The organism is Erythrobacter sp. SG61-1L, from assembly GCF_001305965.1.
Lineage (GTDB): Bacteria > Pseudomonadota > Alphaproteobacteria > Sphingomonadales > Sphingomonadaceae > Andeanibacterium.
The window spans coordinates 1260294-1283700 of record NZ_JXQC01000003.1; the positions used below are offsets into that span (position 1 = coordinate 1260294).

Below are 23407 nucleotides of genomic sequence, written 5' to 3' on the forward strand. Positions count from 1 at the left end.
AATCAGACCGCAATCGGCGCCTTGATCGCTCCCTGCGGGGCATAGCCGGTCACTTCGAAATCCTCGATCCGATAATCGAAGATCGAATCAGGCTTGCGCCGTATGGTCAGACGCGGATCGCCCTCCGGCCGGCGCCCGAGTTGTTCCTCCACCAGTTCCGAATGGTTCAGATAGAGATGGGTGTCCCCGCCCATCCACACGAACTCGCCCGGCTCCAGCCCGGCCTGATGCGCGACCATCCGCTGCAGCAAGGCGCCGGACCATAGGTTGAACGGCAACCCCAAAGCCACATCGCAGCTACGCTGATAGAGCAGGCAGTTCAGCCGGTCCCCCGCGACATGGAACTGGTAGGTCTTGTGGCATGGCGGCAGCGCCATCTGGTCAAGCTCCGCCACGTTCCATCCTTCGATGATATGGCGGCGGCTGCCGGGATTGGTCTTCAGGCTTTCCACCAGTTCGGCGACCTGATTGATGCCCTGCCCCTTGCGGAACGTACCGTCGCCATTGGACTCATAAGTCGCCCAGTCGACCCACTGCTTGCCATAGACCGGACCGAGATCGCCCCATTCGGCCGCGAATGATTCGTCCTCCGCGATACGGGCGACGAAGTCGTCCAGCGCAATGTCATGCCCGGTCGCGCGGACATATTTGGCGTGCGGCCATTCGTTCCAGATCTTCACACCCTGCAGCACCAGCGGGCGGATGTTGGTCTCGCCGGTGAGGAACCACAGCATTTCACGCGTGGCCGTCTTCCAGAAGACTCGCTTGGTGGTGATCAGCGGCATGCGCCCTTCGGACAGATCGAAACGCATCTGTGCGCCGAAGATGGATCGCGTGCCTATGCCCGTGCGGTCTTCCCGCTGATCGCCCTGCTCCCATACCTGCCGCAGCAGATCGAGATATTGCCACTCGGGATGCCGCGACTCATGCGCGGTTTCGTCGAAGCCGAAGACGGTATGCGATGCCATGGACGTATCTAACGCCCGCAAGGCACGCAGGTAAACGCGCCGAGCACGCTTGTGCAGGATAGTTTGTGGATGACGGGCGCCGCGCAAAGCGCCCAAGAAGTTAAATGGTCGGGGAGAGAGGATTCGAACCTCCGGCCCCTGCCTCCCGAAGACAGTGCTCTACCAGGCTGAGCTACTCCCCGACCGGCGCCATCGCAGTTTCCTGCGGGGCGAGGCAGAGGCGGCCCAATAGCGGCGAGTTGGCAGGGTGGCAAGCGGGCATTTTGCACCTGTGTAAATGCACGGTGTTCCGCACCTCAAACAGGTTTCAATAGCCACCATCTTTGCTTGGCACCCCTTGTAATCGGCGCGTAACATCGCCATTGGGGCCCCGAAGGAGCGCGAAGGGCGTTCCAAGGCTGGCGAGTCACCCAAAAATCATGATCGAACGCGATTCCCTGCGCGACGAAACCCCGTGGGACATTTGGTCCGACGAATCGGGCGACGACAAGCTCCACGAGGAATGCGGTGTGTTCGGGGTAATCGGTGCGGCAGACGCTTCGGCGATCTGTGCGCTCGGCCTCCACGCGCTGCAGCATCGCGGCCAGGAAGCCGCCGGCATCACCAGCTTTGACGGCAGCGAGTTCTTCTCCCGCCGCGGCTTGGGCCATGTGGCGGAAAACTTCTCTTCCGGCGAGGCTCTGGCCGAACTGCCCGGCCGAACTGCGGCAGGCCATGTGCGCTATTCCACCACCGGTGGTTCCGGCCTGCGCAACATCCAGCCGCTTTATGCCGACCTCGCATCGGGTGGCTTTGCCATCGCGCACAATGGCAACATCTCCAATGCCATGTCGCTCAAGCAGGATTTGGTGAAGAACGGCGCGATCTTCCAGTCGACGTCGGATACCGAGGTGATCATCCACCTCGTCGCCACCAGCCGATTCCCCACCATGCTCGACCGCTTCATCGATGCGCTACGCATGCTGGAAGGTGCCTATTCGCTGATCGTAATGACGCCTGAAGGCATGGTGGCCTGCCGCGATCCGCTGGGCATCCGGCCACTGGTGATGGGCCGCATCGGCGATGCGACCATCTTCGCCAGCGAAACGGTTGCGCTTGACGTCGTAGGCGCGGAATTCATCCGCGAAGTGGAGCCTGGCGAACTGATCCGGGTCGATCATTCAGGCGCGCTTGAAACGCACCGCCCATTCGGCAATCCGAGCGCGCGGCCCTGCATCTTCGAACACGTCTATTTCAGCCGGCCTGACTCGATCCTCGATAACCGCGCTGTCTATTCCGTGCGCAAGGAAATCGGCGTTCAGCTGGCGCTGGAAAGCCCGGCTGATGCGGACCTGGTTGTTGCGGTTCCAGACAGCGGCGTGCCCGCCGCCATCGGTTTTTCTCAGCAATCCGGCATTCCGTTCGAACTGGGCATCATCCGTTCGCATTATGTCGGCCGCACATTCATCCAGCCTTCTGACGGCGCGCGCCATGCCGGCGTGAAGCGCAAGCACAATGCCAATCGCCTGATCGTAGAAGGCAAGCGCATCGTGCTGATCGACGATTCGATCGTGCGCGGCACCACCAGCCTCAAGATCGTGCAGATGATGCGCGATGCAGGCGCCAAGGAAGTGCATTTCCGTGTCGCCAGCCCGCCTACCGGATGGGGCTGTTATTACGGCGTGGACACACCTGAACGCTCCAAGCTGCTCGCGGGCCGCATGGACCTCGAAGCGATGCGCGATTTCATCCAGGCCGACAGCCTCGCCTTCGTTTCCATCGACGGTCTCTATCGCGCCGTGGGTCACAAGCAGCGCAACAATAGCTGCCCGCAATATTGCGACGCCTGCTTCACCGGCGATTATCCCACCAGCCTGACCGATCTTGCCCGTCGTGAGACGGACGCAGCGCAGCTCTCCCTGCCGGTCAACAAGGTCGCCTGATGGCCACTGCTTTCGGTAACAGGCCGCTGGACGGTCAGGTCGCGCTCGTCACCGGTGCCAGCCGAGGCATAGGTGCCGCCACAGCCAAGGCGCTAGCCGCTGCCGGGGCGCATGTCGTCATCACCGGCCGCAATGCCGCCCTGCTGGAGGAAATCGAGGAATCGATCCATCAGGCAGGCGGCAGTGCTACTATCGCCCCGCTGGACCTTGGCGAACCGGACGCAATTGCAAGGCTCGCAACGGCAATCTCCAATCGCTGGGATGCGCTGGACATCATGGTGCTTTCGGCGGCCTTCCTGCCGCAGCTTGGCCCCGTCACGCAGATTGAACCGCGCTATTTCAATCAGGCCCTGACCACCAACGTGCTGGCGACGCAGGCGCTGATCGCCGCGTTCGATCCGATGTTGAAGCGCAGCAAAGATGCGCGGATCGTCGGCCTGACCAGCAGCCTTGCGCAGGCTCCGCGCCCTTATTGGGGTGCCTATGCCGCCAGCAAGGCCGCGTTCGAAGCGCTGCTGGAATGCCATGGGCAGGAAGTGGCTCGAATTTCCGAAATCCGCGTCGCCATTCTCGATCCCGGTGCAACCCGCACTGCAATGCGCGCTCGCGCCTATCCGGGCGAAGACCCGCAAACGGTCAAGGCGCCTGAAGTGGTGGCGGACCGCATTGTGGCGCTGGTGCAGGAGGATTTCCCCACCTGCCATCGTGAACGGGTTCAGCCGGCCGGTTAACCAGCTCCGAAAAGAGCGGATAAAGCAGAATCGCGCATCCTGTCTAAACCACGGGACGCCCCTCCCGTGGACCAGTTTGGCTTATGGGAGACCGCCGCGATGAACAATGAGAGGGTAACGACCCGCTACGAGATCGCCGCGCAGGAAGATCGCTGCGCGCCGCGCACCCGGATCACCATACCCGCCCAATTGCGGGTTTCCGGCGGACGAGGCTTTCAGACCGTCGTTCACGATCTTTCGCTCTCGGGCTTTTCCGCCACAGCGATCAACCGGATGTACCCCCGTTCGATCTGCTGGCTAACCTTGCCGGGACTGGAGGCGTTGCAGGCCGAAGTCGTGTGGTGGGACAATGCGATCTGCGGCTGCGCCTTTTCACAGCTTTTGAGCCCCATCGTGCATGACAATATCATCGCGCGCTTCCGGGGCGACGGTATCTACAAACCGGTCTGAAGGCTCAGCTTTTCACCAGCGTTGCCTGGCTGACCGTGATCCCGCCGCCACGAAAGCCGCCTTCGCAATACATCAGGTAGAAACGCCATAAGCGGCAGAAGCGATCGTCGAAGCCATCCGGCAGCCGGCCCTCGGCCACGGCCCGGTCAAAATTCACGCGCCATGCTTTCAGCGTTTCGGCGTAGTCGATGCCGAAATCTTCCTGATCTTCCCATGACAGGCCACGCTCCGCGGCAAGACGCAGGAACTCGCTGGTGCGAATCAGCAGCCCGCCTGGGAAGACATAGGCCTGAATGAAATCGGCATTGCGGGCATATCCATCAAACAGTTCCTCCCGCATGGCGATGAACTGGATCGCGGCCCGGCCGCCCGGGCGCAGGTTGCGGGCGAGGCAATCGAAGAAGGACGGCCAATATTCACGGCCCACAGCCTCCACCATTTCCACGCTGACGATCCCGTCGAACTGACCAGAAACGTCCCGATAATCCTGATGACGGAAGTCTATCGCGCCAGACTGGTGCGAGGCTGCCCAGTGCAACTGCTCGTCCGACAGGCTGATGCCGGTCACCTGGCTCCCGCGCGAGGCGAAATAATTGCTGAGCGCGCCCCAGCCGCAGCCGATTTCCAGCAGCTTTTCCGGATTGCCGAGCCGCTGAGCGAGTCGCTGCCACTTGGAATGCTGCGAAGCCTCCAGCGCCGCTGCGCCTCGCCTCGTGTCGTAATAGAGCCCGCTGGAATAGCTCATCGTGGGATCGAGCCAGGCGCCATAGAAATCATTGCCCAGATCGTAATGGGCATGGATGTTCCGTTCCGCCCGTTCCCGCGTGTTGCGGTTGAGCCAGTGGAGCAGCCGCCCGGCCAGTCGCCACGGCCCTTTGGCTCTGCCCGCATCGCCCAGCGATTCGCCATTGGCCATTACCAGCGCAAACAGCGCCACTTCATCGGGGCTGGTCCACTCACCGGCTTCCCACGCCTGGTAAAAGCCGACCGAACCCGCAGTGGCCAGCCGGACCAGCGCACGCCAGTCCCGCAATGTGATTTCCGCTTCGAAGCCCGGAGCACGCCCCCCGAGATGACGCGTCGTGCCATCGGGAAGATGGGCGCAAAGCCTGCCCGTTGCGAGGCCGCGATCGAATTCATCCAGAAGCTTGTGCCCGCCCCCGGCAAACAGGCGCGCAAGAAGAGTGGGCCCGGTGTGGACCCGGTGGCTGCCATCAAGCAGCATGTCCCCGCGTCTGATCCCCTCCACAGACATGACGCGAGTATGACTCCCGAGTCGCAATTGGGCAAGACGCCAGCCTATCCGCTTCGGAGCGCACCCCAGGCCGCCAGCGCCCGTTCCCTGCCCTCGCGATGACCCACGCGTTTTCGCGGATAATCGCGCGGGCGCATGCCATAGGAATCGGGATCATGGATGTAAGGTGCGTCCAGCCCGGAAAGCTCCGGCACCCATTGGCGGATATAGGCCGCGCAATCGAACTTCTCGCTCTGCGTCAGCGGCGCCATGATTCGCCCGAACATGTTTGCGTCGGCGCCGCACCCGGCTGACCACTGCCAGTTCACGCCATTATTGCCGTAATCGGCATCCACCAGAGTATCCCAGAACCAGCGTTCGCCATGGCGCCAGTCGATCAGCAGATGCTTGATGAGGAAGCTGGCCGCGATCATCCGCACCCGGTTGTGCATCCAGCCAGTGGCCCACAACTGGCGCATCCCGGCATCGACGATGGGATAGCCGGTGCGCCCCTGCTGCCACGCGGCCAGATCATCCGCCGCTTGCGAGTCGCTGAGCGGATCGCGCCATTCGAATTGCTCGAACTCAGGCTTGTAGGACCGTTCGGGATAGTTCGGAAACTGGCGCAGGATCGTGGCGGCATAATCGCGCCAGACAAGTTCGCGCAGGAAACTCGCGGCTTCAGCACCACTTGCGCCATCCAACCCATGCCACACCTGCGCTGGCGAAATCTCACCGAAATGCAGATGGGGTGAAAGGCGGCTGGACCCGTCGATGGATGGCAGATTCCGCGCCTCGTCATAAGCAGCGACTCGCTCGGCGAAATCTTCCAATTGCGCATGCGCCGCCGCTTCGCCGCAGTGCCACGCTTCGTGGAAGCCCCCTGCCCAAACGGGGTGATTCGGAACCAGCGCCCAATCTTCCAGCCTTTCCGAATCAGGCCATTGGGCGGGCGCGGAAAGTTGGGGTTCCGGCAACGGCTCGGGCGGCGGCATGTGCTGTAACAGCGCGCGGTAGAAGGGCGTAAAAATCCGGTATTGCCCGCCCTGCCCGCTCGTCACGCTGCCCGGCGGCATCAGATAGAGACCGTCATGCCGCTCGAAAGTGACGCCATCGGGCAAGGCATCCTTCACGGCCCGCTCCGCATTGCGCCACCAGGGCTCGACATGGCGCAAGGCATGAACCGCCGCAGCCCCGGTTTCCGCCGCCAGAGCCGCCAGCACTTCGTCACATCGGCCACGCCGCAGGATCAGCCGCGATCCGCGCGCTTCCAGATCGCGCGCCAGCGAGGCGAGGCTGTGATGGAGCCACCAGCGACTTGCCCCGCCCATCTTGCGATGTTTCGGCGTGTCGTCATCCAGCACATAGACGGGAATGACCGGCCCGGCGGCAGCGGCAGCGCGGAACGCCCGCTGATCGGCCAGGCGCAGATCCCGCCGCAGCCAGACGATTTGGGGCGCGGTCACTTGCAGGAAACCCCCGGCACCTCCACCGCGAAGCGTCCGCGTGTCAGCGGATCGAAGAAACGCGCATCGTTGAATTCGATTCCCTTGCCATCCGCAGCCGGGGTAACGATCGGCATACGCGACCAGAAAAGGAAGGCGGCAAGGTCAGGACGGTTCACGGTCAGGCGCTCCACATCAGGCCAGCTGCATTTAGTCGCCGGCTCCAACCATTCGACCTGTCCATTGGGGTATCTGCGCCGGAACCAGCGCCCATCCGCGCCCTGCGCCAGCACATCCCGCTGCCAGAAAGCGAGCGGAACCGGCGTGACATAAGCAACGGCCGGATAGGGTTCCAGCAGCCGGGCCTGTTCAGCGGCAAAGCGGCTGAAAGCGATATTGCCACCGATATAGGCGAGCACCATGGCCAGCGCGATTTGGGCGGGCTTGCGCCAATGGCCGCCTGCCTTCTCCCGCCGTAGCGAGAACCACACGGCAAAGCCCATGCCCAGCCACAGCCACAAGTCGATGATGAAGATCGCGTCGCCATAGAACCAGCGATGGCTGAACGGTTCCAGCAGGCGGATGCCGTAATTGTTGAGCCAGTCCATCGCCGGATGTGTGAGGCAACCAATCAGGCTCAGCGCATAGAGCCAGCCGAAATGCACCGGCAGTCGCCTTTCGGGGCGCTTGCCGCGCTTCGCCTGCCAGCGATCATACCACCACAGAAGCCCGGCCAGGATCAGCGGCAGCACCACCCATGCAATCGGCCCATGAGTCAGCCCACGCCGCATGGCCAGGCTTTCGATGCCATAGACTGTGCAGGTCGCATCGATGTCGGGAATGTTCGCACCGACGATCAGCGCGGGCATGGCCAGCCCCGTCTTCCGCTTCAGCCCGGCCTGCCCCAGCAGCGCGCCGACAAGGCTGTGAGTCAGATTGTCCATGCGAATGCCCCGGTAAAAGTGACACAGAACGGGTGGCGAAACTGTGTGACCATTCGAGGGATTATCGTTTTATAACATCGAGTTGCAGCAGGAATATGCAACACCCTGTGTGACTTTTCGTTCACTCACCTTCTCCCCGGCAATCACAGGCGCCGCCCCGTTCCGACGCATCAAAGCAGCGGGGGCGAGAGTAGGAAAGTGTTTCTTGGGGCAGGCGTCTTGAGTTGGTTCGCAACGCTCTGCCCGTTACCTTCATCGTCATGCTGAACTCGCTTCAGCATCCATCCCTCCCCAAGGGCTGCAAGGCGATCTGGAAAAATGGATCCTGAAACAAGTTCAGGATGACGATATGAGAGGCTGCCCTTCGACCAACAGGACCTCACCTTGAACAGCTCTGCCCAGCCTCGCGATAACCATCTGCACCTGAAAGCCGCACCGATCTTTGCCGGGGTGGCGGTTCTGCTCAGCACCTTTGCCGGGTTGGCGCATGAAGTGACCGAGGATGAGCCGCTTGGTTTCGACCGCGCGATCATCACGGCCCTGCGCAGTCCGCCCGATTACGCGGTGCCTGTCGGGCCGCATTGGTTCAACACTGCCATGGTGGACCTGACTGCACTGGGCGGCGTGACCGTGCTGACGCTGGCGGTGATCCTGTCCACCGCACTGCTGTTGCTCCATCGGCGCTGGCGCATGGCCGGGCTGCTGGTTTGCGCCACGGTCAGCGGGGCATTGGCCGGAACTGCGTTGAAGCACTTGTTCGCCCGCCCCCGTCCGGACGTGGTGAACCATCTGGTGGAGGTCAATTCGCTCAGCTTCCCCAGCGGCCATGCGATGAACAGCGCCATCGTGTTCCTGACGCTGGGCGCCATTGTCTCGCGCAATTACCGGGAACGTTCGACGCGAATGTTCATCCTGATCTGCGCCGTGGGAATGACGCTGATCATCGGATTTTCACGCATCTATCTGGGAGTCCACTGGCCAAGCGACGTGCTGGCCGGATGGAGCATTGGCGGCGCATGGGCGCTGCTGATGGGGCTGGTGGCCAGCCGGATGCAGGAATGGCACAGGATCGAGCAGCCCTCCTCCGATTAGGAAGGCTGCCCGTTCGATCCCGTCAGATGTGGTCGGCGTCCGATGCTTCGACCGTCCAGGTCTGGCCCTTGGCCAGCAGCTTGGCCAGATCGGCGACCTTGCCTTCGCTGGCCTTGGCATTCTGGGCAATCACGGCGCTTTCGAAAGTCGGGCGCGGATCGTCATAGATCACGCCCAAAGCCATCGGGAATGCGCCGAAGGGCATTTCCACCAGCATGTGGGCCAGCGCACGGTTCTTCACATCGTGCACGGCAACACCGGCAGCTTCCCAATCGCCATCGACCACGTCCACCACTTCAAGGCAGCACTTGTCGCGGTTCAGGCTGATGCCCTTGGTGCCATTGGCGAACAGCAGCGGCTGGCCGTCCTGCAACCAAAGCTGGCGTTCTTCCCCGCCCTTGGGCGCGGCGAAATCGTTGAACACGTCCTTGTTGTAGACGATGCAGTTCTGGAAGATTTCCACGAAAGCCGCGCCCTGATGGGCATGGGCCGCCTTGAGCACTTCCGGCAGGTTCTTCGACACGTCGAAACCGCGCGCCACAAAGCGGGCGCCCACACCCAGCGCGAAGGCGCAGGGGTTGGCCGGGCGATCCACCGAACCCAGCGGCGTGGAAGGCGACAAAGTGCCTTCACGGCTGGTGGGCGAATATTGCCCCTTGGTCAGGCCGTAGATCTCGTTGTTGAACAGCATGATCTGCAGGTTCACGTTCCGGCGCAGCACATGCATCAGATGGTTGCCGCCGATGGACAGGCCATCGCCGTCACCCGTGACCATCCACACATCCAGTTCCGGATTGGCCAGCTTGATGCCGGTGGCAAAAGCGGGCGCGCGGCCGTGGATCGTGTGGAAGCCGTAGCTTTCGACATAATAGGGGAAGCGGCTGGAGCAGCCGATGCCCGAAACGAACACGGTGTTCTTCGGGTCGGCACCCAGCTGCGGCAAAGTGCGCTGCACGGCCTTGAGGATCGCGTAGTCGCCGCAACCCGGGCACCAGCGAACTTCCTGGTCGGTTTCCCAGTCCTTCAGGGTGGTCTGGATCGGAGTCATGTCGTTCATTGAGCTTACTCCGCCAGCATGGATTCAATCGCCGCTTCGATTTCGGCGATAGTGAAAGGCTGGCCGCTCGTCTTGGTGAAGGGCCTTGCATCGACCAGCAACTGGTCGCGCAGAACGGTCTTGAACTGGCCGGTGTTCATTTCGGGCACGAGGATCTTGTCGAAGCCCTTGAGCAAATCGCCCAGATTGGCGGGCAGCGGCCAGACATGGCGGACATGAATCTGGCTGACGTCCAGCCCCTTGGCCCGCGCGCGGCGCACGGCCTGGTGGATCGGGCCATAGGTAGAACCCCAGCCGACCACGGCCAGCTTGCCAGTGGCATTGCCCTGGGTCACTTCCTGTGCCGGAACGCCCTTGGCCACTCCATCCACCTTCGCCTTGCGGGCATCGGTCATGGTCTGGTGGCTGGCGGGCGAATAGTCGATATTGCCGGTGCCGGGGTTCTTCTCGATGCCGCCGATGCGGTGCATCAGGCCGGGCGTGCCGGGCTTGATCCACGGGCGGGCGCCCTTCTCGTCACGCGCGAAGGGCAGCAGCAGATCGTTGCCTTCCGCGTCCTTGGAGTTCTTCTCGGTGAGGAACGTCACCGGGAACGGCTCGTAAGACGCAGGATCGGGCACCTTCCACGGTTCGGCTGCATTGCCGATATAGCCATCGGTCAGCAGCATCACCGGGGTCATGTACTGAACCGCGATACGGCATGCCTCGATCGCGCAATCGAAGGCGTCGGCGGGCGAACGGGCGGCGATCACCGGCATCGGCGCATCGCCATTGCGGCCATAGACCGCCTGATAGAGGTCGCTCTGCTCGGTCTTGGTCGGCAGGCCGGTGGAGGGGCCGCCGCGCTGGGAATTGACGATGACCAGCGGCAGCTCGGTCATGATCGCAAGGCCCATCGCCTCGCCCTTCAGCGCAATGCCGGGGCCGGAGGAACTGGTGACGCCCAGCTGGCCCGCATAGGAGGCGCCGATGGCCGAACAGATCGCGGCAATCTCGTCTTCCGCCTGGAAGGTGGTGACACCGAATTCCTTGAGCCGCGCCAGATGGTGCAGGATCGCGGAAGCAGGCGTGATCGGATAACCGCCGAAGAACATCGGCAGATTGGCGAGCTGCGCACCCGCCACGAGGCCAAGCGAAACCGCTTCGGCACCGGTGATGGTGCGATAGAGGCCCGCAGGCTGCGGATAGGCTTCAAGGTGCAGCTTCTTGAGCGGCCCGGCCAGTTCCGCCGTTTCGCCATAGGCATGGCCGGCGTTGAGTGCGGCGATGTTGGCGTCGGCAATGGTCGGCGCCTTGGCGAACTTGCCCTTCAGCCAGTCGATCAGCGGCTGGCGGTCACGGTCGAACATCCACAGGGCCAGGCCCAGCGTCCACATGTTCTTGCAGCGCAGCGCTTCCTTGTTGCCGAGGCCGAAGGGCTTCACGGATTCCATGGTCAGCGCGGAAATGTCGAAAGCCAGCACGTCCCACTTGGCGAGCGAACCGTCTTCAAGCGGGTTCGTATCGTATTTCGCCTTGTCGAGATTGCGCTTCGTGAACTCGCCCGTATCGGCAATGATCAGGCCGCCCGGCTTGAGCGAAGCCAGGTTCACCTTCAGCGCCGCCGGGTTCATCGCGATCAGCACGTCAGGCGCGTCACCGGCCGTGTCGATCTCGGTCGAGCCGAAATTGATCTGGAAGGCCGAAACACCGAACAGGGTGCCCTGCGGCGCACGGATTTCCGCCGGAAAGTCCGGGAAAGTCGCCAGATCGTTGCCTGCCAGCGCGGTGGACAGGGTGAACTGCCCGCCGGTGAGCTGCATGCCGTCGCCACTGTCGCCCGCAAAACGCACTACCACCGCTTCGGGAACGGGAGCTGCGGCGACCGGCTTTTCGGCTGCGAGTGTTGCCATTGTCTTGTCCTTCGGGCGCATTATCGCGCCATTTCGCAATATGGTGCGGCCCCTATGCCCCCCCAAGGCGTGTCGCAATCAAGTTTTTCTGTCCCCGGCAAAATAGGCTGTGGCAAATTCCGGATGGAAAGGCGTGCCCAAGCCCCTTATCCATCGGCGGAAATAAGGGAGAGGAATTACCATGAGCGCCAGCGAGCCTTTCATGCGCGAAGATGTGCGCGCCTTCCTCGCCATGGTGGCGGGCATGAGCCGCCCGGATATTGCCAGCGTTCCCATTGAACAGACCCGCGCGATGATGGCCGCGATGCAGGAATTCGCTCAGCTTCCCGGCCCGGACCTGGCACTGGTGAAAGACCTTGCCGCGCCCGGCCCGGCAGGCCCCGTGCCACTGCGCCTCTATGACGCGCGGGCGGAGCGCGGACCGTCACCGCTGCTGGTCTTCATCCATGGCGGCGGCTTCGTTGCCGGAGACATTGCCAGCTATGACCGGACATGCCGCACCATCGCGGCGGAACTGGATCTGCCGCTGGTCTCGGTGGAATATCGCCTTGCGCCCGAACACCCCTTCCCTGCCGCGCCGGAAGATTGCGAGGCTGCCGCGCGCTGGCTGGCGGGCAGCCCCGCTGAACTTGGCCGTGAAGTGACCGGCCTGATCCCGCTGGGCGACAGTGCGGGCGGCAACCTTGCCATCGTAGTCACCCAGTCGCTGATGCTGGAACCGGCAGCGGTGCCGGTGATCCTGCAGGCGCCGATCTATCCCATTGCCGACCCGCTGGCGCCCCATGCATCCTATGCGCAATTTGCCGATGGCTATCTGCTGACCAGGGACACGATCGAGTTCTTCGACCGGTCCTATGCCCTCGATCCGGAAGACCGCCGGGCCTATCCGATCCTTGGCCCCATCGCCGGCACCCCGCCAACCGTGTTGGCAACGGCCGCGCTCGATCCCTTGCGCGATTCCGGCCGCGCCTATTCGGCGGCACTTATTCAGGCGGGAACCGATGTGACCTATCTGGAACTCGCCGGGAATATCCACGGATTCATCCAGATCAGGAAAGCGATCCCTAGCGCACATGGGGATCTGCTTGCTATTCTGGGTGCAATCAAGGCCACGCTGGAACGGATTGCATGACTACATCCCAATGGGATCTCCCCTATCGCCCCTGCGTGGGCGTGATGCTGGTAAACGGGGATGGCAAGGTTTTCGTCGGCCGCAGGATCGACAACAAGGAAGGCGACGCCTGGCAGATGCCGCAAGGCGGGATGGACGATGGCGAGGATATCGTCACGGCCGGCCTTCGCGAACTGGCGGAAGAAACGGGGGTCACCGATGCCAGCGCCGCGTTGATCGCGCGCAGCCGGGAAGAACTGCTTTACGATCTGCCGGAAGAACTGGTCGGCAGGCTATGGGGCGGGAAATATCGCGGCCAGCGCCAATACTGGCTGCTGATGCGCTTCACCGGGATGGACAGCGAGATCGACCTCGAAGCCCATAATCCGCCGGAATTCTGCGAATGGAAATGGATCGATCCGGAATTGCTGCCGGACGTGATCGTGCCGTTCAAGAAGCGCGTCTATCGCGCCGTGCTGGAAGAGTTCAGAGAACTGATCTGAGAACGAGGCTCGATGTTGCGGCCCGGGCTAGCCCGTGGCTACAACGTCGACTGCCTTCGTCATTGCGAGGGCCGAAGGTCCGAAGCAATCCACGTCTAAGCGCGCATGGCTCTGGATTGCGTCGCTTCGCTCGCAATGACGAACGAAAAATCAGTTATGGCTGACAACCGGCTCCGGCTGCACCGCTTCCGCAGTCAGCACCTTGGGCGCAGGCGCGGTTTCGATGGCGCTGGCGAGGGCCTTGGTTTCGGCGCATTTGGCGCCGCACATGGATTCCAGCTTGGCGAGATTGCGCCGGGCTTTCTCCACCGCGCCCTTTTCCACCAGAGCCTCACCCTCACCGGAGATCGCGGCGAGATTGCTCGGGTCGCGCAGCTGGGCGGAGCGGTAATAATGGATCGCCTTGCCCTGCATGCCATTGAGGCGCGACGCTTCGGCAAGATCGAGATAGACCGAGGAATAGCCCGGATCGACCGCCAGCGCAGCCTCGAAGGAATCGATGGCATCCTGCACCTTGCCCGCTTCGATCTGCGTACGGCCTTCGGCAACAAGTGCCGCAGCCCGCGGATCGGGCTTGTAGGTACCCGCCTCGCCCACGCTGGCCGACACCGCGACAAGCAGCGAAAGGGCACAAGCGGCGGGGAAGTAACGCATCGCAATCTCCTTGAGCGCAGTCATCTTGATACGGTCCTGATCCGCCTTAGTGACTCAGCCATTTCGACAGCGACCTAACATGCCCTCGATAAACGGGCGATGAAAAAACCATCTGTGCCCTCGGCCAATGGAGTCAAGCGGATTCCCCCGCCGCGCGCAGTCCCTGCGGGGAGAGCCACGGCCTCCGCCCGCCAGTCCGCGTGGCGGGCGAGAAAGCCTTCCACCTGATTTGCCCCCTCCTGATCGAGCAGGGAACAGGTGACATAGATCAGCCGCCCACCCGGCCGCACCAGATCGGCGGCAACATCCATCAGCCGGGCCTGAGTATCCACATAACGCGCCAGTTGTGCCTCGGTCAGGCGCCAGCGTGCTTCGGGATTGCGGCGCCAAGTGCCGGTGCCGGAGCAAGGCGCATCGACCAATACGGCGTCCGCCCCGCCCCGCCATTGTTCCAGTGCTGCCAGTTCACGGCCGGGATCGAGCAGCACCGTATGCGCCACAACTGCCCCTGCCCGTTCCGCGCGCGGGGCGAGGCGAGACAGGCGCGCCCGGTCCGTATCGGCAGCGATCAACGTGCCCCTGTTTTCCATCGCGGCAGCGAGCGCGAGCGTCTTGCCGCCTGCCCCGGCGCACAGATCGATCACCGTCTCGCCCGGCGCTGCACCGACTGCCATGCAACATATCTGGCTGCCGCCATCCTGCACTTCGATCTGGCCGAGCTGATAGGCCTGCCACTGATCGACCGGCGTTCCTTCCGGCAGGCGCAGCCCGTCAGGCGCGGCAAGTTCCTCGCCCGCCACTGGCAGTTCCAGCATGTCGCGTGCTGCCTTGAGCGTATTGACCCTGATGTCGAGCGGAGCGCGTTCGAGCAGGGCCAGTGCCCCTGCCCCTTCGATCCCGGAAGCGGCCAACTTCGCTTCCAGCCATTCCGGCGCGATGCCGCCCTGTGCAGGCGCATCCCCGGCAGCGATTTCCGCCGGGCCATAGGCCGAACCGTCGAATAGGGAGCGGAGGGCTGAATCTTCATCTGCAAGACGCAACATAGCCGCGCGGCCATTTTCCGGCACCGGCCCGCAGGCCCGGATGGCGCCATAAACCAGTTCACGGATCGCCCGCCGGTCTTTCGATCCGGCATAGCGGCGTTGGCGGAAGCCTTCGGTAATCAGCCGGTCAGCCGGCGCACCATTGCGGCGCGCGGCCTCAATGATCTGGTCGAGCAGATCGATGGCGGCCTGAACGCGGGCAGCGGGAGTCATATTTCAAATCCTCCTCGGCACGGGGAGGATCAAATTGCTCACCGGGTCGGGTAATTCGGTGCTTCGCGCGTGATCGTCACGTCGTGGACATGGCTTTCGGCAAGGCCCGAATTGGTGATGCGGACGAACTTGGCTTTCTGCTGCAGCTCTTCGATGGTGGCCGAGCCAGTGTAGCCCATCGCCGCCTTCACCCCGCCCACCAGCTGGTGGATCACATCCTTGGCCGGGCCCTTATACGGAACCTGCCCTTCGATCCCTTCTGGAACCAGCTTCATCTGGTCCTTGATGTCCTGCTGGAAATAGCGGTCCGCACTGCCGCGCGCCATGGCGCCGACGGAACCCATGCCGCGATAGGACTTATAGGCGCGGCCCTGATAGAGGAAGGTCTCGCCCGGGGCTTCTTCCGTGCCTGCCAGCAGCGAACCGATCATCACGGTAGATGCGCCGGCCGCCAAAGCCTTGGCCGCATCGCCCGAAGTGCGCAGACCGCCATCGCCGATGATCGGCACGCCAGCCTTGCGGGCTTCTTCTGCGGCTTCGAGGATCGCGGTCAGCTGTGGCACGCCAACGCCCGCCACGATGCGCGTGGTGCAGATGGAGCCGGGGCCGATGCCCACCTTCACTGCATCCGCGCCTGCATCGATCAGCGCCTTGGTCGCTTCAGCCGTGGCGACATTGCCTGCCACCACCTGCACGGCGTTGGACAGTTTCTTCACGCGTTCGACGGCCTTGGCCACATCGCGATTGTGGCCATGGGCCGTATCGATGATCACCACGTCGCATTCCGCGTCGATCAGGGCCTCGGTCCGTTCAAAGCCCTTGTCGCCCACCGTTGTTGCCGCCGCGACACGCAGGCGGCCCGCGCCGTCCTTCGTCGCTTCCGGATAGGTCACGGCCTTTTCCATGTCCTTCACGGTGATCAGGCCGACGCAATGATAGGCATCGTCCACCACCAGCAGCTTTTCGATGCGGCGCTGGTGCAGCAGCTTGCGCGCTTCTTCCTGGCCCACGCCGATACGGACAGTGGCGAGGTTTTCATGCGTCATCAGTTCGCGCACTGGCTGCGCCGCATTATCGGCAAAGCGCACGTCGCGATTGGTGAGGATGCCCACCAGCTTGCCGTTGGCTTCCACCACCGGGATGCCGCTGATGCGGTTGTCGCGCATGATCGCCTGCGCTTCACCCAAGGTCGCATCGGGCGCGATGGTGATGGGGTTCACCACCATGCCGCTTTCAAACCGCTTCACCTGACGGACGGCAGCGCATTGCTGCTTCACCGAGAGATTGCGGTGCAGAACGCCGATTCCACCCATCTGCGCCATCACAATCGCCATGTCGGCTTCGGTGACGGTGTCCATCGCGGCGGAAATCACCGGAATGTTCAGGCGGATTTCACGGGTAAGCCGCGTTGCGGTGTTGGCCTGCGAGGGGACGATATCGCTTTCCGCCGGACGCAGCAGAACGTCGTCGAAGGTCAGGCCGGTCGGGATATCAAGATGTGCCACTGCTCGCTCGCCTCTGGAGAATCGTGGCGGCCCATGTAACCGCACTGTGTGAACTGCGCTAGGGGGCGTCCGTTCAAATGCGATGCGAATTGCGCAATTTTATTACACAAATCCGCAACATGGCCTGAGCGGGGGCGAAGATCCCCTATTCAGCCGTCCACCCGCCATCGATCGAGTAATTGGCGCCATTGATATTTTGCGCCTCGTCCCGGCAAAGGAACAGGGCCAGTGCAGCCACTTCCTCCACCTGCACGAACTTCTTCGTCGGCTGCTTGGCCAACAGCACATCGTGCATGACCTGCTCGCGCGTCATGCCCCGCGCCTTCATCGTGTCGGGTATCTGGTTTTCAACCAGCGGGGTCCAGACATAACCGGGGCTGATGCAGTTCACCGTGGTGCCGAACTGGGCCAGTTCCAGCGCCAGTGTCTTGGTCAGCCCCGCGATCCCGTGCTTGGCCGCCACGTAAGCGGCCTTGAAGGGCGAGGCGACAAGCGAATGGGCGCTGGCCGTGTTGATGATCCGCCCCCAGCCAGCCGCCTTCATATGCGGAATGGCCAGGCGACTGGTGTCGAATGCCGCCGTGAGATTGAGCGCGATGATCGCATCCCACTTTTCCGGCGGAAACTCGTCCACCGGGGAAACGTGCTGCATCCCGGCATTGTTGACCAGAATGTCGACCGGCCCGGCCGCCTCCATCAGGGCCTCCACACCGGAACGCTGCATCAGATCGGCCGGAACATGCATCGCATCGGCCCCGCTCATGGCCGACAATTCGTGGAGAATGGCCGAGATCGCTTCCGCATCGCCGAAGCCGTTGAGCACAACCGATGCCCCCTCGCCCGCCAGCGCGCGTGCGATGCCCAGCCCGATGCCCGAGGTGGAACCCGTTACGACGGCGCGCTTACCCTTGAGGAACATGCTCGACTCCCTGACGAATGCCGTGCCAGAATTCACCCCAAGCGGGCGGCAGGTCCAGCCCTTTTTCGCAACTGCACAATAGCGGGAATGCCCTTTCGATGCGCCTCAATGATTTCAACCCGGCCAAAATCCGCGTGCGTGACCAGCGTGGCGGCGGCGGTGGAGGTGGCGGCCTGCCCGGCGGCGGCATCGGCGTCGTGGGCGTGCTGGTGGTACTGGCCGTCGCCTATTTCACCGGGGCTGACCCGGCTCAGTTGCTGGGCGGGTTGCAGGATGCGCAGCAGGGCCAGGTGCAGGAACAATCCGTGGGCGGGCGTTCGGTGGAGGAAAGTTGCGCGGTCAACCAATACAGCACTGAAGCCTGCGCGCATCTCGCCAGCCTGAATGAGACATGGGAACCCAAATTCCGCGCGGCGGGCGTGCAGTTCGAGCAGCCGATCCTCAATTTCTATTCCCGCTCCGGCAGGTCCGGCTGCGGCGAGGCGCAGAGCGCGATGGGGCCGTTCTACTGCCCCAGTGACATGGGCATCTATATCGACACCGACTTTTTCGACGAAATGGCCCAGCGCATGGGTGCCAAGGGCGATTTCGCCCGCGCCTATGTGATGGCTCATGAATATGGCCACCATGTGCAGAACCTTACCGGACTTGCCCTGCAGGTGCGCCAGTTGCAGAAGCGCAATCCCGATCAGGACAATGCGCTGCAGGTGCGGATGGAGCTTCAGGCCGATTGCTATGCCGGCGTCTGGGCGGCGAACAACCGAGCAAGGATCGAGCCGGGCGATATCGAGGAAGGCATGGCCGCAGCCCACGCCGTTGGCGACGACACGTTAATGGAACAAGCCGGACGGAGGCCAGTAGAGGCCGCCTTCACCCACGGTTCAAGCGCGCAGCGTATGAAGTGGTTGAAAACAGGGTTGGAAACAGGAGACGAAGATAGCTGTGACACCTTCGCCGACATTCTTCGCTAGGGTTACGGTGGCAACAGCCGCCTGTGCCCTCCTCACCGCTCCCCTCGCCGCGCGCGACGAGGACAAGCCGATCACCGACGATACCGTCACTGCACGTGACGTTGCTGTCACCCCGATTGAAGACCTCAATCTGGAAAAGGACGAGATCCCGCCGTTGCTGCTGGCTGCGCAGGCCGATCCCTATTCGCTGGCCGGGCTGAACAAGTGCAGCAAGATCATCATCGCAGTGGAAGAACTGGACGCCATTCTCGGCCCGGACTTCGACATCGCCACTGAGGACGAACGCAAGATGACTGTAGGCAGCGTGGCCAAGTCGGTCGTCGGCGCGCTGATCCCCTTTCGCGGCGTGATCCGCGAGATTTCCGGTGCCAACAAGCATGAACGCGAGTTTCAGGACGCGATCATGGCCGGCGTGATGCGCCGCGCCTATCTGAAGGGCATCGGCCTGAAACAGGGTTGCCGCTATCCTGCCCGACCGGCCGACGATACGGTTCGCGCCCGGTTGAAGAAGGAAGCCGAACTGGCGAAGCAACGCGAAGAGGCTGCCGCAGAAGCGAAGGACTCAAAAGGCAAAAACTAAGCCGTCAGGTCACGCCTCTGAGTCCAGCCGCTCAATTTCCCGATCAAGCGATTCCAGCACTTCCGCGCGGGTTTCCCGGTCCAGCGATGCGTCACGGGCAATGCTGTTGCGGGCATCCATCAAGGCTGACCGAGCACGCTCATTGCCTACGGCAGCGGCCTTGCGACACTGGACAATGGCCTGAGCTTTCCCACCGTTTGCGCTGGCTCGAACAACCTGCCGGGAATTGCCTCCGAGATCGCAGCCGACTCCGGTTTCCTGCAACCGGACCGCCAGCTTGCCGGGAGTGCCGGCCTTGCCGCCAAGCCCGACTTCAACCTGCTTGCCCCATTCTTCCCACTGCTTCGCCCATTGCTCGGCCTGGCGTTCCCATTGGTCGCCATATTTGTCCCAGTCCTGCGAGGTCATTTTTGTCCGCATGTCTTCCAGCGCCTTGCGCTGCGGCGCAGTAAGCGGCTTGTCGCTCTGCAACACGAACCTGCGAACCTTGCCCGGCGTTTCATCGCTGGTCTGGGTGAAAACGAAGACCTGCTTCTCCTCGCTTCTGGTCACAGCGCCCTTGCCCGCATCGCTCGTCTGACGGCTCTGGACCGTGATTACATCCGGCACATCGGGCACCGGCGGCACAGCGGGAATGGCCGGAACAGCGGGAACTGGCGGAACAGGTGCCAGCGGCGCTTCGGGAGGTGCCGGAGGAGCGGGCGGCTTGGGAACCAGACTACCCGCTTCGGCATAGCTGATCGAGGCTGTGAGCGGCAGGGCGAGCACGGCACCTGCCAGCAACAGACGCCCGGCAATCCGGCGGCGCGGAGAAACATCCGACATGGTCAGGCTCCTCAAGCGATGAATGATCGACTTTTCGCCCAGCAGCGGGCCGAAATTGCGATGCCCGGCCATGGGTGCTGCAAGCGACAGGCGCGGACCTGCGGCAAAACTCGCGATAACCCGGCCATATTGCGCCCGGACATGCGGTTCATGTCGGGCGATCACTCGCGCATCGCAGGCCGCTTCCTGATCGCGGCGCATGGCGCGCCAGCCCAGCCAGGCCAGCGGATTGAACCAGTGCAGCGCCAGGATCGGCTGCGCCAGAATATTGGCCAGCAGATCGCACCCGCGATGATGGGCAAGTTCATGCTCGATGGCCAGATCGCGCGCAGCGCGGTCTTCCATCGCCATGAATTCCATCGGCAGGGCGATCACCTTGTCGCTCACACCGAATGCCACGGGAGAACTGACCGCAGGGCTTTCCACCAGCCTGATCCGGCCCACTTCGCCTACTGGGCGCGCACCTGCCAGCAGCCAGTCACGCATTCGGTAATATGTCCACCAGCGCCAGACGAGGAATGCCGCTGCACCGCCCAGCCATGTGATCAGCAGTGCTTCACTCAGCATCCCGCTCACGCCTTCCCAGAAGCCGGGCGTTGCCGGTGGAGCGAAATCGGGCAGGCTGGCAGCGATGGACGCAGATGGCAGTCCGGCCGCAGTGGCGGATTGGGCAGAGACTTCGGCCAAAGGCACCAGTTCCGCCAAGCCCGCCTTGGTCGCCACGACATCGACGCCAGGGGCGAGACTGGCGGGCAGAACCACAGGCGGCATCACAAAGCGCAGCAGTGGCAGCGCCCACAGGGCGTAGCTCATCTGCGGGCCGAACTGGCGCGCCACCGGGCCGCGCAGCAGCAGAACCAGCGCAATCAACGCCCCGCTGTAGACCAGCGTATCGGTGAGCCAGGAAATCATTGCCTGATCTCCCGCAGCAGGGCCTCGATCTCGGCAATGTCGTCATCCGACAGGGCCTCGGCTTCTGCCAGATGGGCCAGGAGCGGCGCGGCGCGGCCACCGAAGAGGCGATCGACCAGACGGCGCGATTCCCCGCCGACATAATCCGCACGGTCCAGCAAGGGACGATAGAGGAAGCGGCGCCCGTCCGGCTCCGTCGCGACGGCCTGCTTGGTGACAAGGCGCGACAGCAGTGTCTTCACCGTGGCAAGGCTCCAGTCCCGGCTTGCGCCGACCTTGTCCGCCACATCGGCAGCGGTAAGCGGCGAACGCTCCCACAAGGCTTCCATCACGGCGTGTTCGGCTTCGCTGATCCGTTCAGGCCGGCCAGCATCCTGGCCCTCTTCATTGTCCGCCACGAGTCCCTCCCTCGCAAAGGCAAAGCGGTTACGAGACATACGACTACAGATGTAATCTGAAGCACAGATGAACAATGCGACAGGTTGCACGCCACGCGCTTTGGATGGCCCGCGCCCATATTCTTGCCCGTGGGTGGATTGGGTAGCAGGCTAGTGGAAATTCCGGCCACGCCCGGCTAACTGACAATCCATGTCCGTAAACGCACCATCGCGCCGCGTCGCGCGCCTCGCCGATTGCCACAATATCGAGGATTTCCGGCTGCTCGCCCATCGCAAGCTGCCCTTCCCCGTCTATCATTACATTGACGGCGCCGGGGATGATGAAATCACCAAGCGCCGCAATACCAGCGCCTTTGACGATTGCGATCTGGTGCCCAACGTACTGGCGGGCGTGGAAGACATCGACACCTCCGTCACCGTCATGGGCAAGAAAACGCCCCTGCCCCTGATCCTGTCCCCCACTGCGCTGCAGCGCCTGTTCCACTGGCAGGGGGAGCGGGCCGTGGCTGCCGTGGCGGAAAAATTCGGCCTGTGGTTCGGCATTTCCAGCCTGGGCAGCGTCTCGGTGGAAGAAGTGGGCGCCCGCTTCACCGGGCCCAAGATGCTCCAATATTACTATCACAAGGATCGCGGCCTGAACGCCGCCCTGATCGAGATGGCGCGCGCGGCGAAGTTCGATGCCATTGCGCTGACCGTCGACACGATCGTGGCCGGCAAGCGCGAGCGCTGCCTGCGTACCGGCTTCACCAGCCCGCCGAAGATCACTCCGGCCAGCTTCCTGTCCTATGCCACCAAGCCGCGCTGGGCGCTGGACTATATGTTCCGCGAGAAGTTCTCCCTGCCCAACCTTGAAAGGCATGTGGCGGCGGGAACGAACGTGGCCACTTCGGTGGCAGATTACTTCAACACCATGCTGGACCAGTCGATGGACTGGAAGGCGGCTGACAAGCTGCGTCAGGATTGGGGCGGCACCTTCGCCCTGAAGGGCATCATGTCGGTCGCCGATGCAAAGCGCGCGGCGGAAATCGGCGTGGATGCCATCTGGGTTTCCAACCATGGCGGCCGCCAGCTCGATGGCAGCCGTTCGCCTTTCGACCAGCTGGCCGAGATCGTGGATGCCGTGGGCGACAAGGTGGACGTCATCATGGATGGCGGCGTGCGGCGCGGAACGCATATCCTCAAGGCCCTGTCCGTCGGCGCCAAGGCCGTCGCAGGTGGGCGCCTTTATCTCTACGCCCTCGCCGCTGCCGGACAGGCCGGTGTGGACCGTGCCGTCTCGATCCTTGAAAACGAGATCATCCGTGACATGAAGCTGATGGGCGCGAAGTCCGTGGCGGATCTGTCGCGCGAAAATCTGAGGTGGCGATGAAACTGTTTGCCCTGCTTGCCATTGCGCCGCTGGCGGCGCTGGCGGCACCTGTATCAGCTGAAGACGCGGCGCCTGCCGATCCGGCCCCCGCAGCGGTCGAACCGGAACGCGTGTGGCAGACAGTGCCTGTCGCCATCGAAACCACGCTGGGCACCATCACCGTGGCTGTCGAAACCGAGCGCGCGCCGATCACGGCAAATAACTTCCTGCGCTACGCCGACGAACATCGGCTGGACGGGACGGAATTCTACCGCGTGCTCAAGCTGGAATGGGGCAAGCAACCCAACGGGCTGATCCAGGGCGGCGCGCAGAACGATCCTGACCGTATCCTGCCGCCCATCGAGCATGAGCCGACCGACAAGACCGGCCTGTCCCACACACGCGGATCGCTTTCCATGGCACGCTATGCCCCCGGTTCCGCCACGGCGGACTTCACCATCATGGTGGGCGATGTGACCGTGCTGGACGCCGATCTCAAATCCGAAGACGCAGACCTGCGCGCGGGCTTTGCCGTATTCGGCCATGTGACCGGCGGGATGGATGTCGTCGAAGCGATTTACGGACAGACCATCGATCCCGACAAGGGCGAGGATTTCATCAAGGGCCAGTTGCTCGCCACGCCGATCAAAATTCTCAGCGTGAAGCGGGTTGAGGCGCCCTGAGGTGAGG

The 23407-nt window shown here is 63.1% G+C and carries 22 protein-coding genes and 1 tRNA gene; 10 read left to right on the plus strand and 13 right to left on the minus strand.

The window, feature by feature from the left end; translation table 11 throughout:
* Positions 1–2: 2 nt before the first annotated feature.
* Positions 3–968, minus strand: coding sequence for a thymidylate synthase (gene thyA, locus SZ64_RS06425; protein WP_054530056.1), 966 nt, complete (start codon positions 966–968; stop codon positions 3–5).
* A gap of 105 nt (positions 969–1073) precedes the next feature.
* A tRNA-Pro gene (locus SZ64_RS06430) sits at positions 1074–1150 on the minus strand.
* A 237-nt stretch (positions 1151–1387) separates the two neighbouring features.
* Between SZ64_RS06430 and purF the strand changes: the two genes are divergently transcribed.
* The 3 genes from purF (at position 1388) to SZ64_RS06445 (ending at position 4071) form a co-directional block, all read left to right on the plus strand.
* Positions 1388–2890 carry an amidophosphoribosyltransferase gene (gene purF / locus SZ64_RS06435; protein WP_054530057.1) on the plus strand — a complete coding sequence of 501 codons (1503 nt, stop codon included), beginning with the start codon at positions 1388–1390 and terminating at the stop codon, positions 2888–2890.
* Positions 2890–3621 carry an SDR family NAD(P)-dependent oxidoreductase gene (locus SZ64_RS06440; protein WP_054530058.1) on the plus strand — a complete coding sequence of 244 codons (732 nt, stop codon included), beginning with the start codon at positions 2890–2892 and terminating at the stop codon, positions 3619–3621. Before purF ends, SZ64_RS06440 begins: the two co-directional genes overlap by 1 nt.
* Before the next feature lie 99 nt (positions 3622–3720).
* Positions 3721–4071 carry a PilZ domain-containing protein gene (locus SZ64_RS06445; RefSeq protein ID WP_054532126.1) on the plus strand — a complete coding sequence of 117 codons (351 nt, stop codon included), beginning with the start codon at positions 3721–3723 and terminating at the stop codon, positions 4069–4071.
* A 4-nt stretch (positions 4072–4075) separates the two neighbouring features.
* Here SZ64_RS06445 and SZ64_RS06450 read toward each other — a convergent pair whose 3' ends face one another.
* Genes SZ64_RS06450 through SZ64_RS06460 form a run of 3 tightly spaced genes read right to left on the minus strand, consistent with a single transcriptional unit; the run spans position 4076 to position 7694 of the window.
* Positions 4076–5326 carry a cyclopropane-fatty-acyl-phospholipid synthase family protein gene (locus SZ64_RS06450; protein WP_054530059.1) on the minus strand — a complete coding sequence of 417 codons (1251 nt, stop codon included), beginning with the start codon at positions 5324–5326 and terminating at the stop codon, positions 4076–4078.
* 44 nt (positions 5327–5370) lie between these two features.
* Complete coding sequence (locus tag SZ64_RS06455; protein ID WP_054530060.1) at positions 5371–6771, minus strand: deoxyribodipyrimidine photo-lyase; 1401 nt, start codon at positions 6769–6771, stop codon at positions 5371–5373.
* Positions 6768–7694 (minus strand): metal-dependent hydrolase, encoded by a 927-nt coding sequence (locus SZ64_RS06460; RefSeq protein WP_054530061.1) that lies wholly within the window; start codon positions 7692–7694, stop codon positions 6768–6770. Before SZ64_RS06460 ends, SZ64_RS06455 begins: the two co-directional genes overlap by 4 nt.
* A gap of 384 nt (positions 7695–8078) precedes the next feature.
* Here SZ64_RS06460 and SZ64_RS06465 point away from each other — a divergent pair, with 384 nt between their 5' ends.
* Positions 8079–8786, plus strand: coding sequence for a phosphatase PAP2 family protein (locus tag SZ64_RS06465; protein ID WP_156313557.1), 708 nt, complete (start codon positions 8079–8081; stop codon positions 8784–8786).
* Between the two features lie 22 nt (positions 8787–8808).
* Here the strand turns inward: SZ64_RS06465 and SZ64_RS06470 are convergent, their stop codons facing one another.
* Both SZ64_RS06470 and SZ64_RS06475 read right to left on the minus strand, forming a co-directional pair.
* The gene (locus SZ64_RS06470; RefSeq protein WP_054530062.1) at positions 8809–9843 is read right to left on the minus strand and encodes a 2-oxoacid:ferredoxin oxidoreductase subunit beta; all 1035 of its coding nucleotides are present in this window, start codon (positions 9841–9843) and stop codon (positions 8809–8811) included.
* 5 nt (positions 9844–9848) lie between these two features.
* Positions 9849–11735, minus strand: a complete 1887-nt coding sequence (locus SZ64_RS06475; RefSeq protein ID WP_054532128.1) for a 2-oxoacid:acceptor oxidoreductase subunit alpha — start codon at positions 11733–11735, stop codon at positions 9849–9851.
* A 181-nt stretch (positions 11736–11916) separates the two neighbouring features.
* On the opposite strand from SZ64_RS06475, the gene SZ64_RS06480 reads away from it, so the two are divergent.
* Positions 11917–12867: an alpha/beta hydrolase gene (locus SZ64_RS06480; RefSeq protein ID WP_082384455.1), complete on the plus strand. Its 951-nt coding sequence runs from the start codon at positions 11917–11919 to the stop codon at positions 12865–12867.
* Positions 12864–13349: an RNA pyrophosphohydrolase gene (locus SZ64_RS06485; RefSeq protein WP_054530064.1), complete on the plus strand. Its 486-nt coding sequence runs from the start codon at positions 12864–12866 to the stop codon at positions 13347–13349. The genes SZ64_RS06480 and SZ64_RS06485 overlap by 4 nt, the downstream gene beginning before the upstream one ends.
* Positions 13350–13499: 150 nt before the next feature.
* Here SZ64_RS06485 and SZ64_RS06490 read toward each other — a convergent pair whose 3' ends face one another.
* From SZ64_RS06490 to SZ64_RS06505, 4 genes are all read right to left on the minus strand, one after another.
* Positions 13500–14027: a tetratricopeptide repeat protein gene (locus SZ64_RS06490; protein WP_054530065.1), complete on the minus strand. Its 528-nt coding sequence runs from the start codon at positions 14025–14027 to the stop codon at positions 13500–13502.
* Positions 14028–14077: 50 nt separating this feature from the next.
* Positions 14078–15259 (minus strand): RsmB/NOP family class I SAM-dependent RNA methyltransferase, encoded by a 1182-nt coding sequence (locus SZ64_RS06495; protein ID WP_054530066.1) that lies wholly within the window; start codon positions 15257–15259, stop codon positions 14078–14080.
* A gap of 38 nt (positions 15260–15297) precedes the next feature.
* Complete coding sequence (guaB, locus tag SZ64_RS06500) at positions 15298–16764, minus strand: IMP dehydrogenase (protein ID WP_054530067.1); 1467 nt, start codon at positions 16762–16764, stop codon at positions 15298–15300.
* 145 nt (positions 16765–16909) lie between these two features.
* The gene (locus tag SZ64_RS06505; RefSeq protein ID WP_054530068.1) at positions 16910–17683 is read right to left on the minus strand and encodes a 3-hydroxybutyrate dehydrogenase; all 774 of its coding nucleotides are present in this window, start codon (positions 17681–17683) and stop codon (positions 16910–16912) included.
* A 98-nt stretch (positions 17684–17781) separates the two neighbouring features.
* Here SZ64_RS06505 and SZ64_RS06510 point away from each other — a divergent pair, with 98 nt between their 5' ends.
* Both SZ64_RS06510 and SZ64_RS06515 read left to right on the plus strand, forming a co-directional pair.
* Entirely contained in the window at positions 17782–18654 is an 873-nt protein-coding gene (locus tag SZ64_RS06510; RefSeq protein ID WP_054530069.1) for a neutral zinc metallopeptidase, read from the plus strand.
* 7 nt (positions 18655–18661) lie between these two features.
* Positions 18662–19234, plus strand: coding sequence for a hypothetical protein (locus tag SZ64_RS06515; protein WP_054530070.1), 573 nt, complete (start codon positions 18662–18664; stop codon positions 19232–19234).
* A 9-nt stretch (positions 19235–19243) separates the two neighbouring features.
* On the opposite strand, the gene SZ64_RS06520 is transcribed toward SZ64_RS06515, so the two are convergent.
* Both SZ64_RS06520 and SZ64_RS06525 read right to left on the minus strand, forming a co-directional pair.
* Positions 19244–20971 (minus strand): M56 family metallopeptidase, encoded by a 1728-nt coding sequence (locus SZ64_RS06520; RefSeq protein WP_054530071.1) that lies wholly within the window; start codon positions 20969–20971, stop codon positions 19244–19246.
* Positions 20968–21369: a BlaI/MecI/CopY family transcriptional regulator gene (locus SZ64_RS06525; protein ID WP_054530072.1), complete on the minus strand. Its 402-nt coding sequence runs from the start codon at positions 21367–21369 to the stop codon at positions 20968–20970. The genes SZ64_RS06520 and SZ64_RS06525 overlap by 4 nt, the downstream gene beginning before the upstream one ends.
* 190 nt (positions 21370–21559) lie before the next feature.
* Here SZ64_RS06525 and SZ64_RS06530 point away from each other — a divergent pair, with 190 nt between their 5' ends.
* Both SZ64_RS06530 and SZ64_RS06535 read left to right on the plus strand, forming a co-directional pair.
* Positions 21560–22738, plus strand: a complete 1179-nt coding sequence (locus SZ64_RS06530) for an alpha-hydroxy acid oxidase (protein WP_054530073.1) — start codon at positions 21560–21562, stop codon at positions 22736–22738.
* Complete coding sequence (locus SZ64_RS06535; protein WP_054530074.1) at positions 22735–23400, plus strand: peptidylprolyl isomerase; 666 nt, start codon at positions 22735–22737, stop codon at positions 23398–23400. The genes SZ64_RS06530 and SZ64_RS06535 overlap by 4 nt, the downstream gene beginning before the upstream one ends.
* Positions 23401–23407 lie beyond the last annotated feature (7 nt).

Excerpts from the sequence above, each read along its gene's own strand:
- thyA (WP_054530056.1), bottom strand. The coding sequence starts at position 968 with ATGGCATCGCATACCGTCTTCGGCTTCGACGAAACCGCGCATGAGTCG.
- purF (WP_054530057.1), top strand. The coding sequence starts at position 1,388 with ATGATCGAACGCGATTCCCTGCGCGACGAAACCCCGTGGGACATTTGG.
- SZ64_RS06440 (WP_054530058.1), top strand. The coding sequence starts at position 2,890 with ATGGCCACTGCTTTCGGTAACAGGCCGCTGGACGGTCAGGTCGCGCTC.
- SZ64_RS06445 (WP_054532126.1), top strand. The coding sequence starts at position 3,721 with ATGAACAATGAGAGGGTAACGACCCGCTACGAGATCGCCGCGCAGGAA.
- SZ64_RS06450 (WP_054530059.1), bottom strand. The coding sequence starts at position 5,326 with ATGTCTGTGGAGGGGATCAGACGCGGGGACATGCTGCTTGATGGCAGC.
- SZ64_RS06460 (WP_054530061.1), bottom strand. The coding sequence starts at position 7,694 with ATGGACAATCTGACTCACAGCCTTGTCGGCGCGCTGCTGGGGCAGGCC.
- SZ64_RS06470 (WP_054530062.1), bottom strand. The coding sequence starts at position 9,843 with ATGAACGACATGACTCCGATCCAGACCACCCTGAAGGACTGGGAAACC.
- SZ64_RS06475 (WP_054532128.1), bottom strand. The coding sequence starts at position 11,735 with ATGGCAACACTCGCAGCCGAAAAGCCGGTCGCCGCAGCTCCCGTTCCC.
- SZ64_RS06480 (WP_082384455.1), top strand. The coding sequence starts at position 11,917 with ATGAGCGCCAGCGAGCCTTTCATGCGCGAAGATGTGCGCGCCTTCCTC.
- SZ64_RS06485 (WP_054530064.1), top strand. The coding sequence starts at position 12,864 with ATGACTACATCCCAATGGGATCTCCCCTATCGCCCCTGCGTGGGCGTG.
- SZ64_RS06490 (WP_054530065.1), bottom strand. The coding sequence starts at position 14,027 with ATGACTGCGCTCAAGGAGATTGCGATGCGTTACTTCCCCGCCGCTTGT.
- SZ64_RS06495 (WP_054530066.1), bottom strand. The coding sequence starts at position 15,259 with ATGACTCCCGCTGCCCGCGTTCAGGCCGCCATCGATCTGCTCGACCAG.
- SZ64_RS06505 (WP_054530068.1), bottom strand. The coding sequence starts at position 17,683 with ATGTTCCTCAAGGGTAAGCGCGCCGTCGTAACGGGTTCCACCTCGGGC.
- SZ64_RS06510 (WP_054530069.1), top strand. The coding sequence starts at position 17,782 with ATGCGCCTCAATGATTTCAACCCGGCCAAAATCCGCGTGCGTGACCAG.
- SZ64_RS06520 (WP_054530071.1), bottom strand. The coding sequence starts at position 20,971 with ATGATTTCCTGGCTCACCGATACGCTGGTCTACAGCGGGGCGTTGATT.
- SZ64_RS06530 (WP_054530073.1), top strand. The coding sequence starts at position 21,560 with ATGTCCGTAAACGCACCATCGCGCCGCGTCGCGCGCCTCGCCGATTGC.
- SZ64_RS06535 (WP_054530074.1), top strand. The coding sequence starts at position 22,735 with ATGAAACTGTTTGCCCTGCTTGCCATTGCGCCGCTGGCGGCGCTGGCG.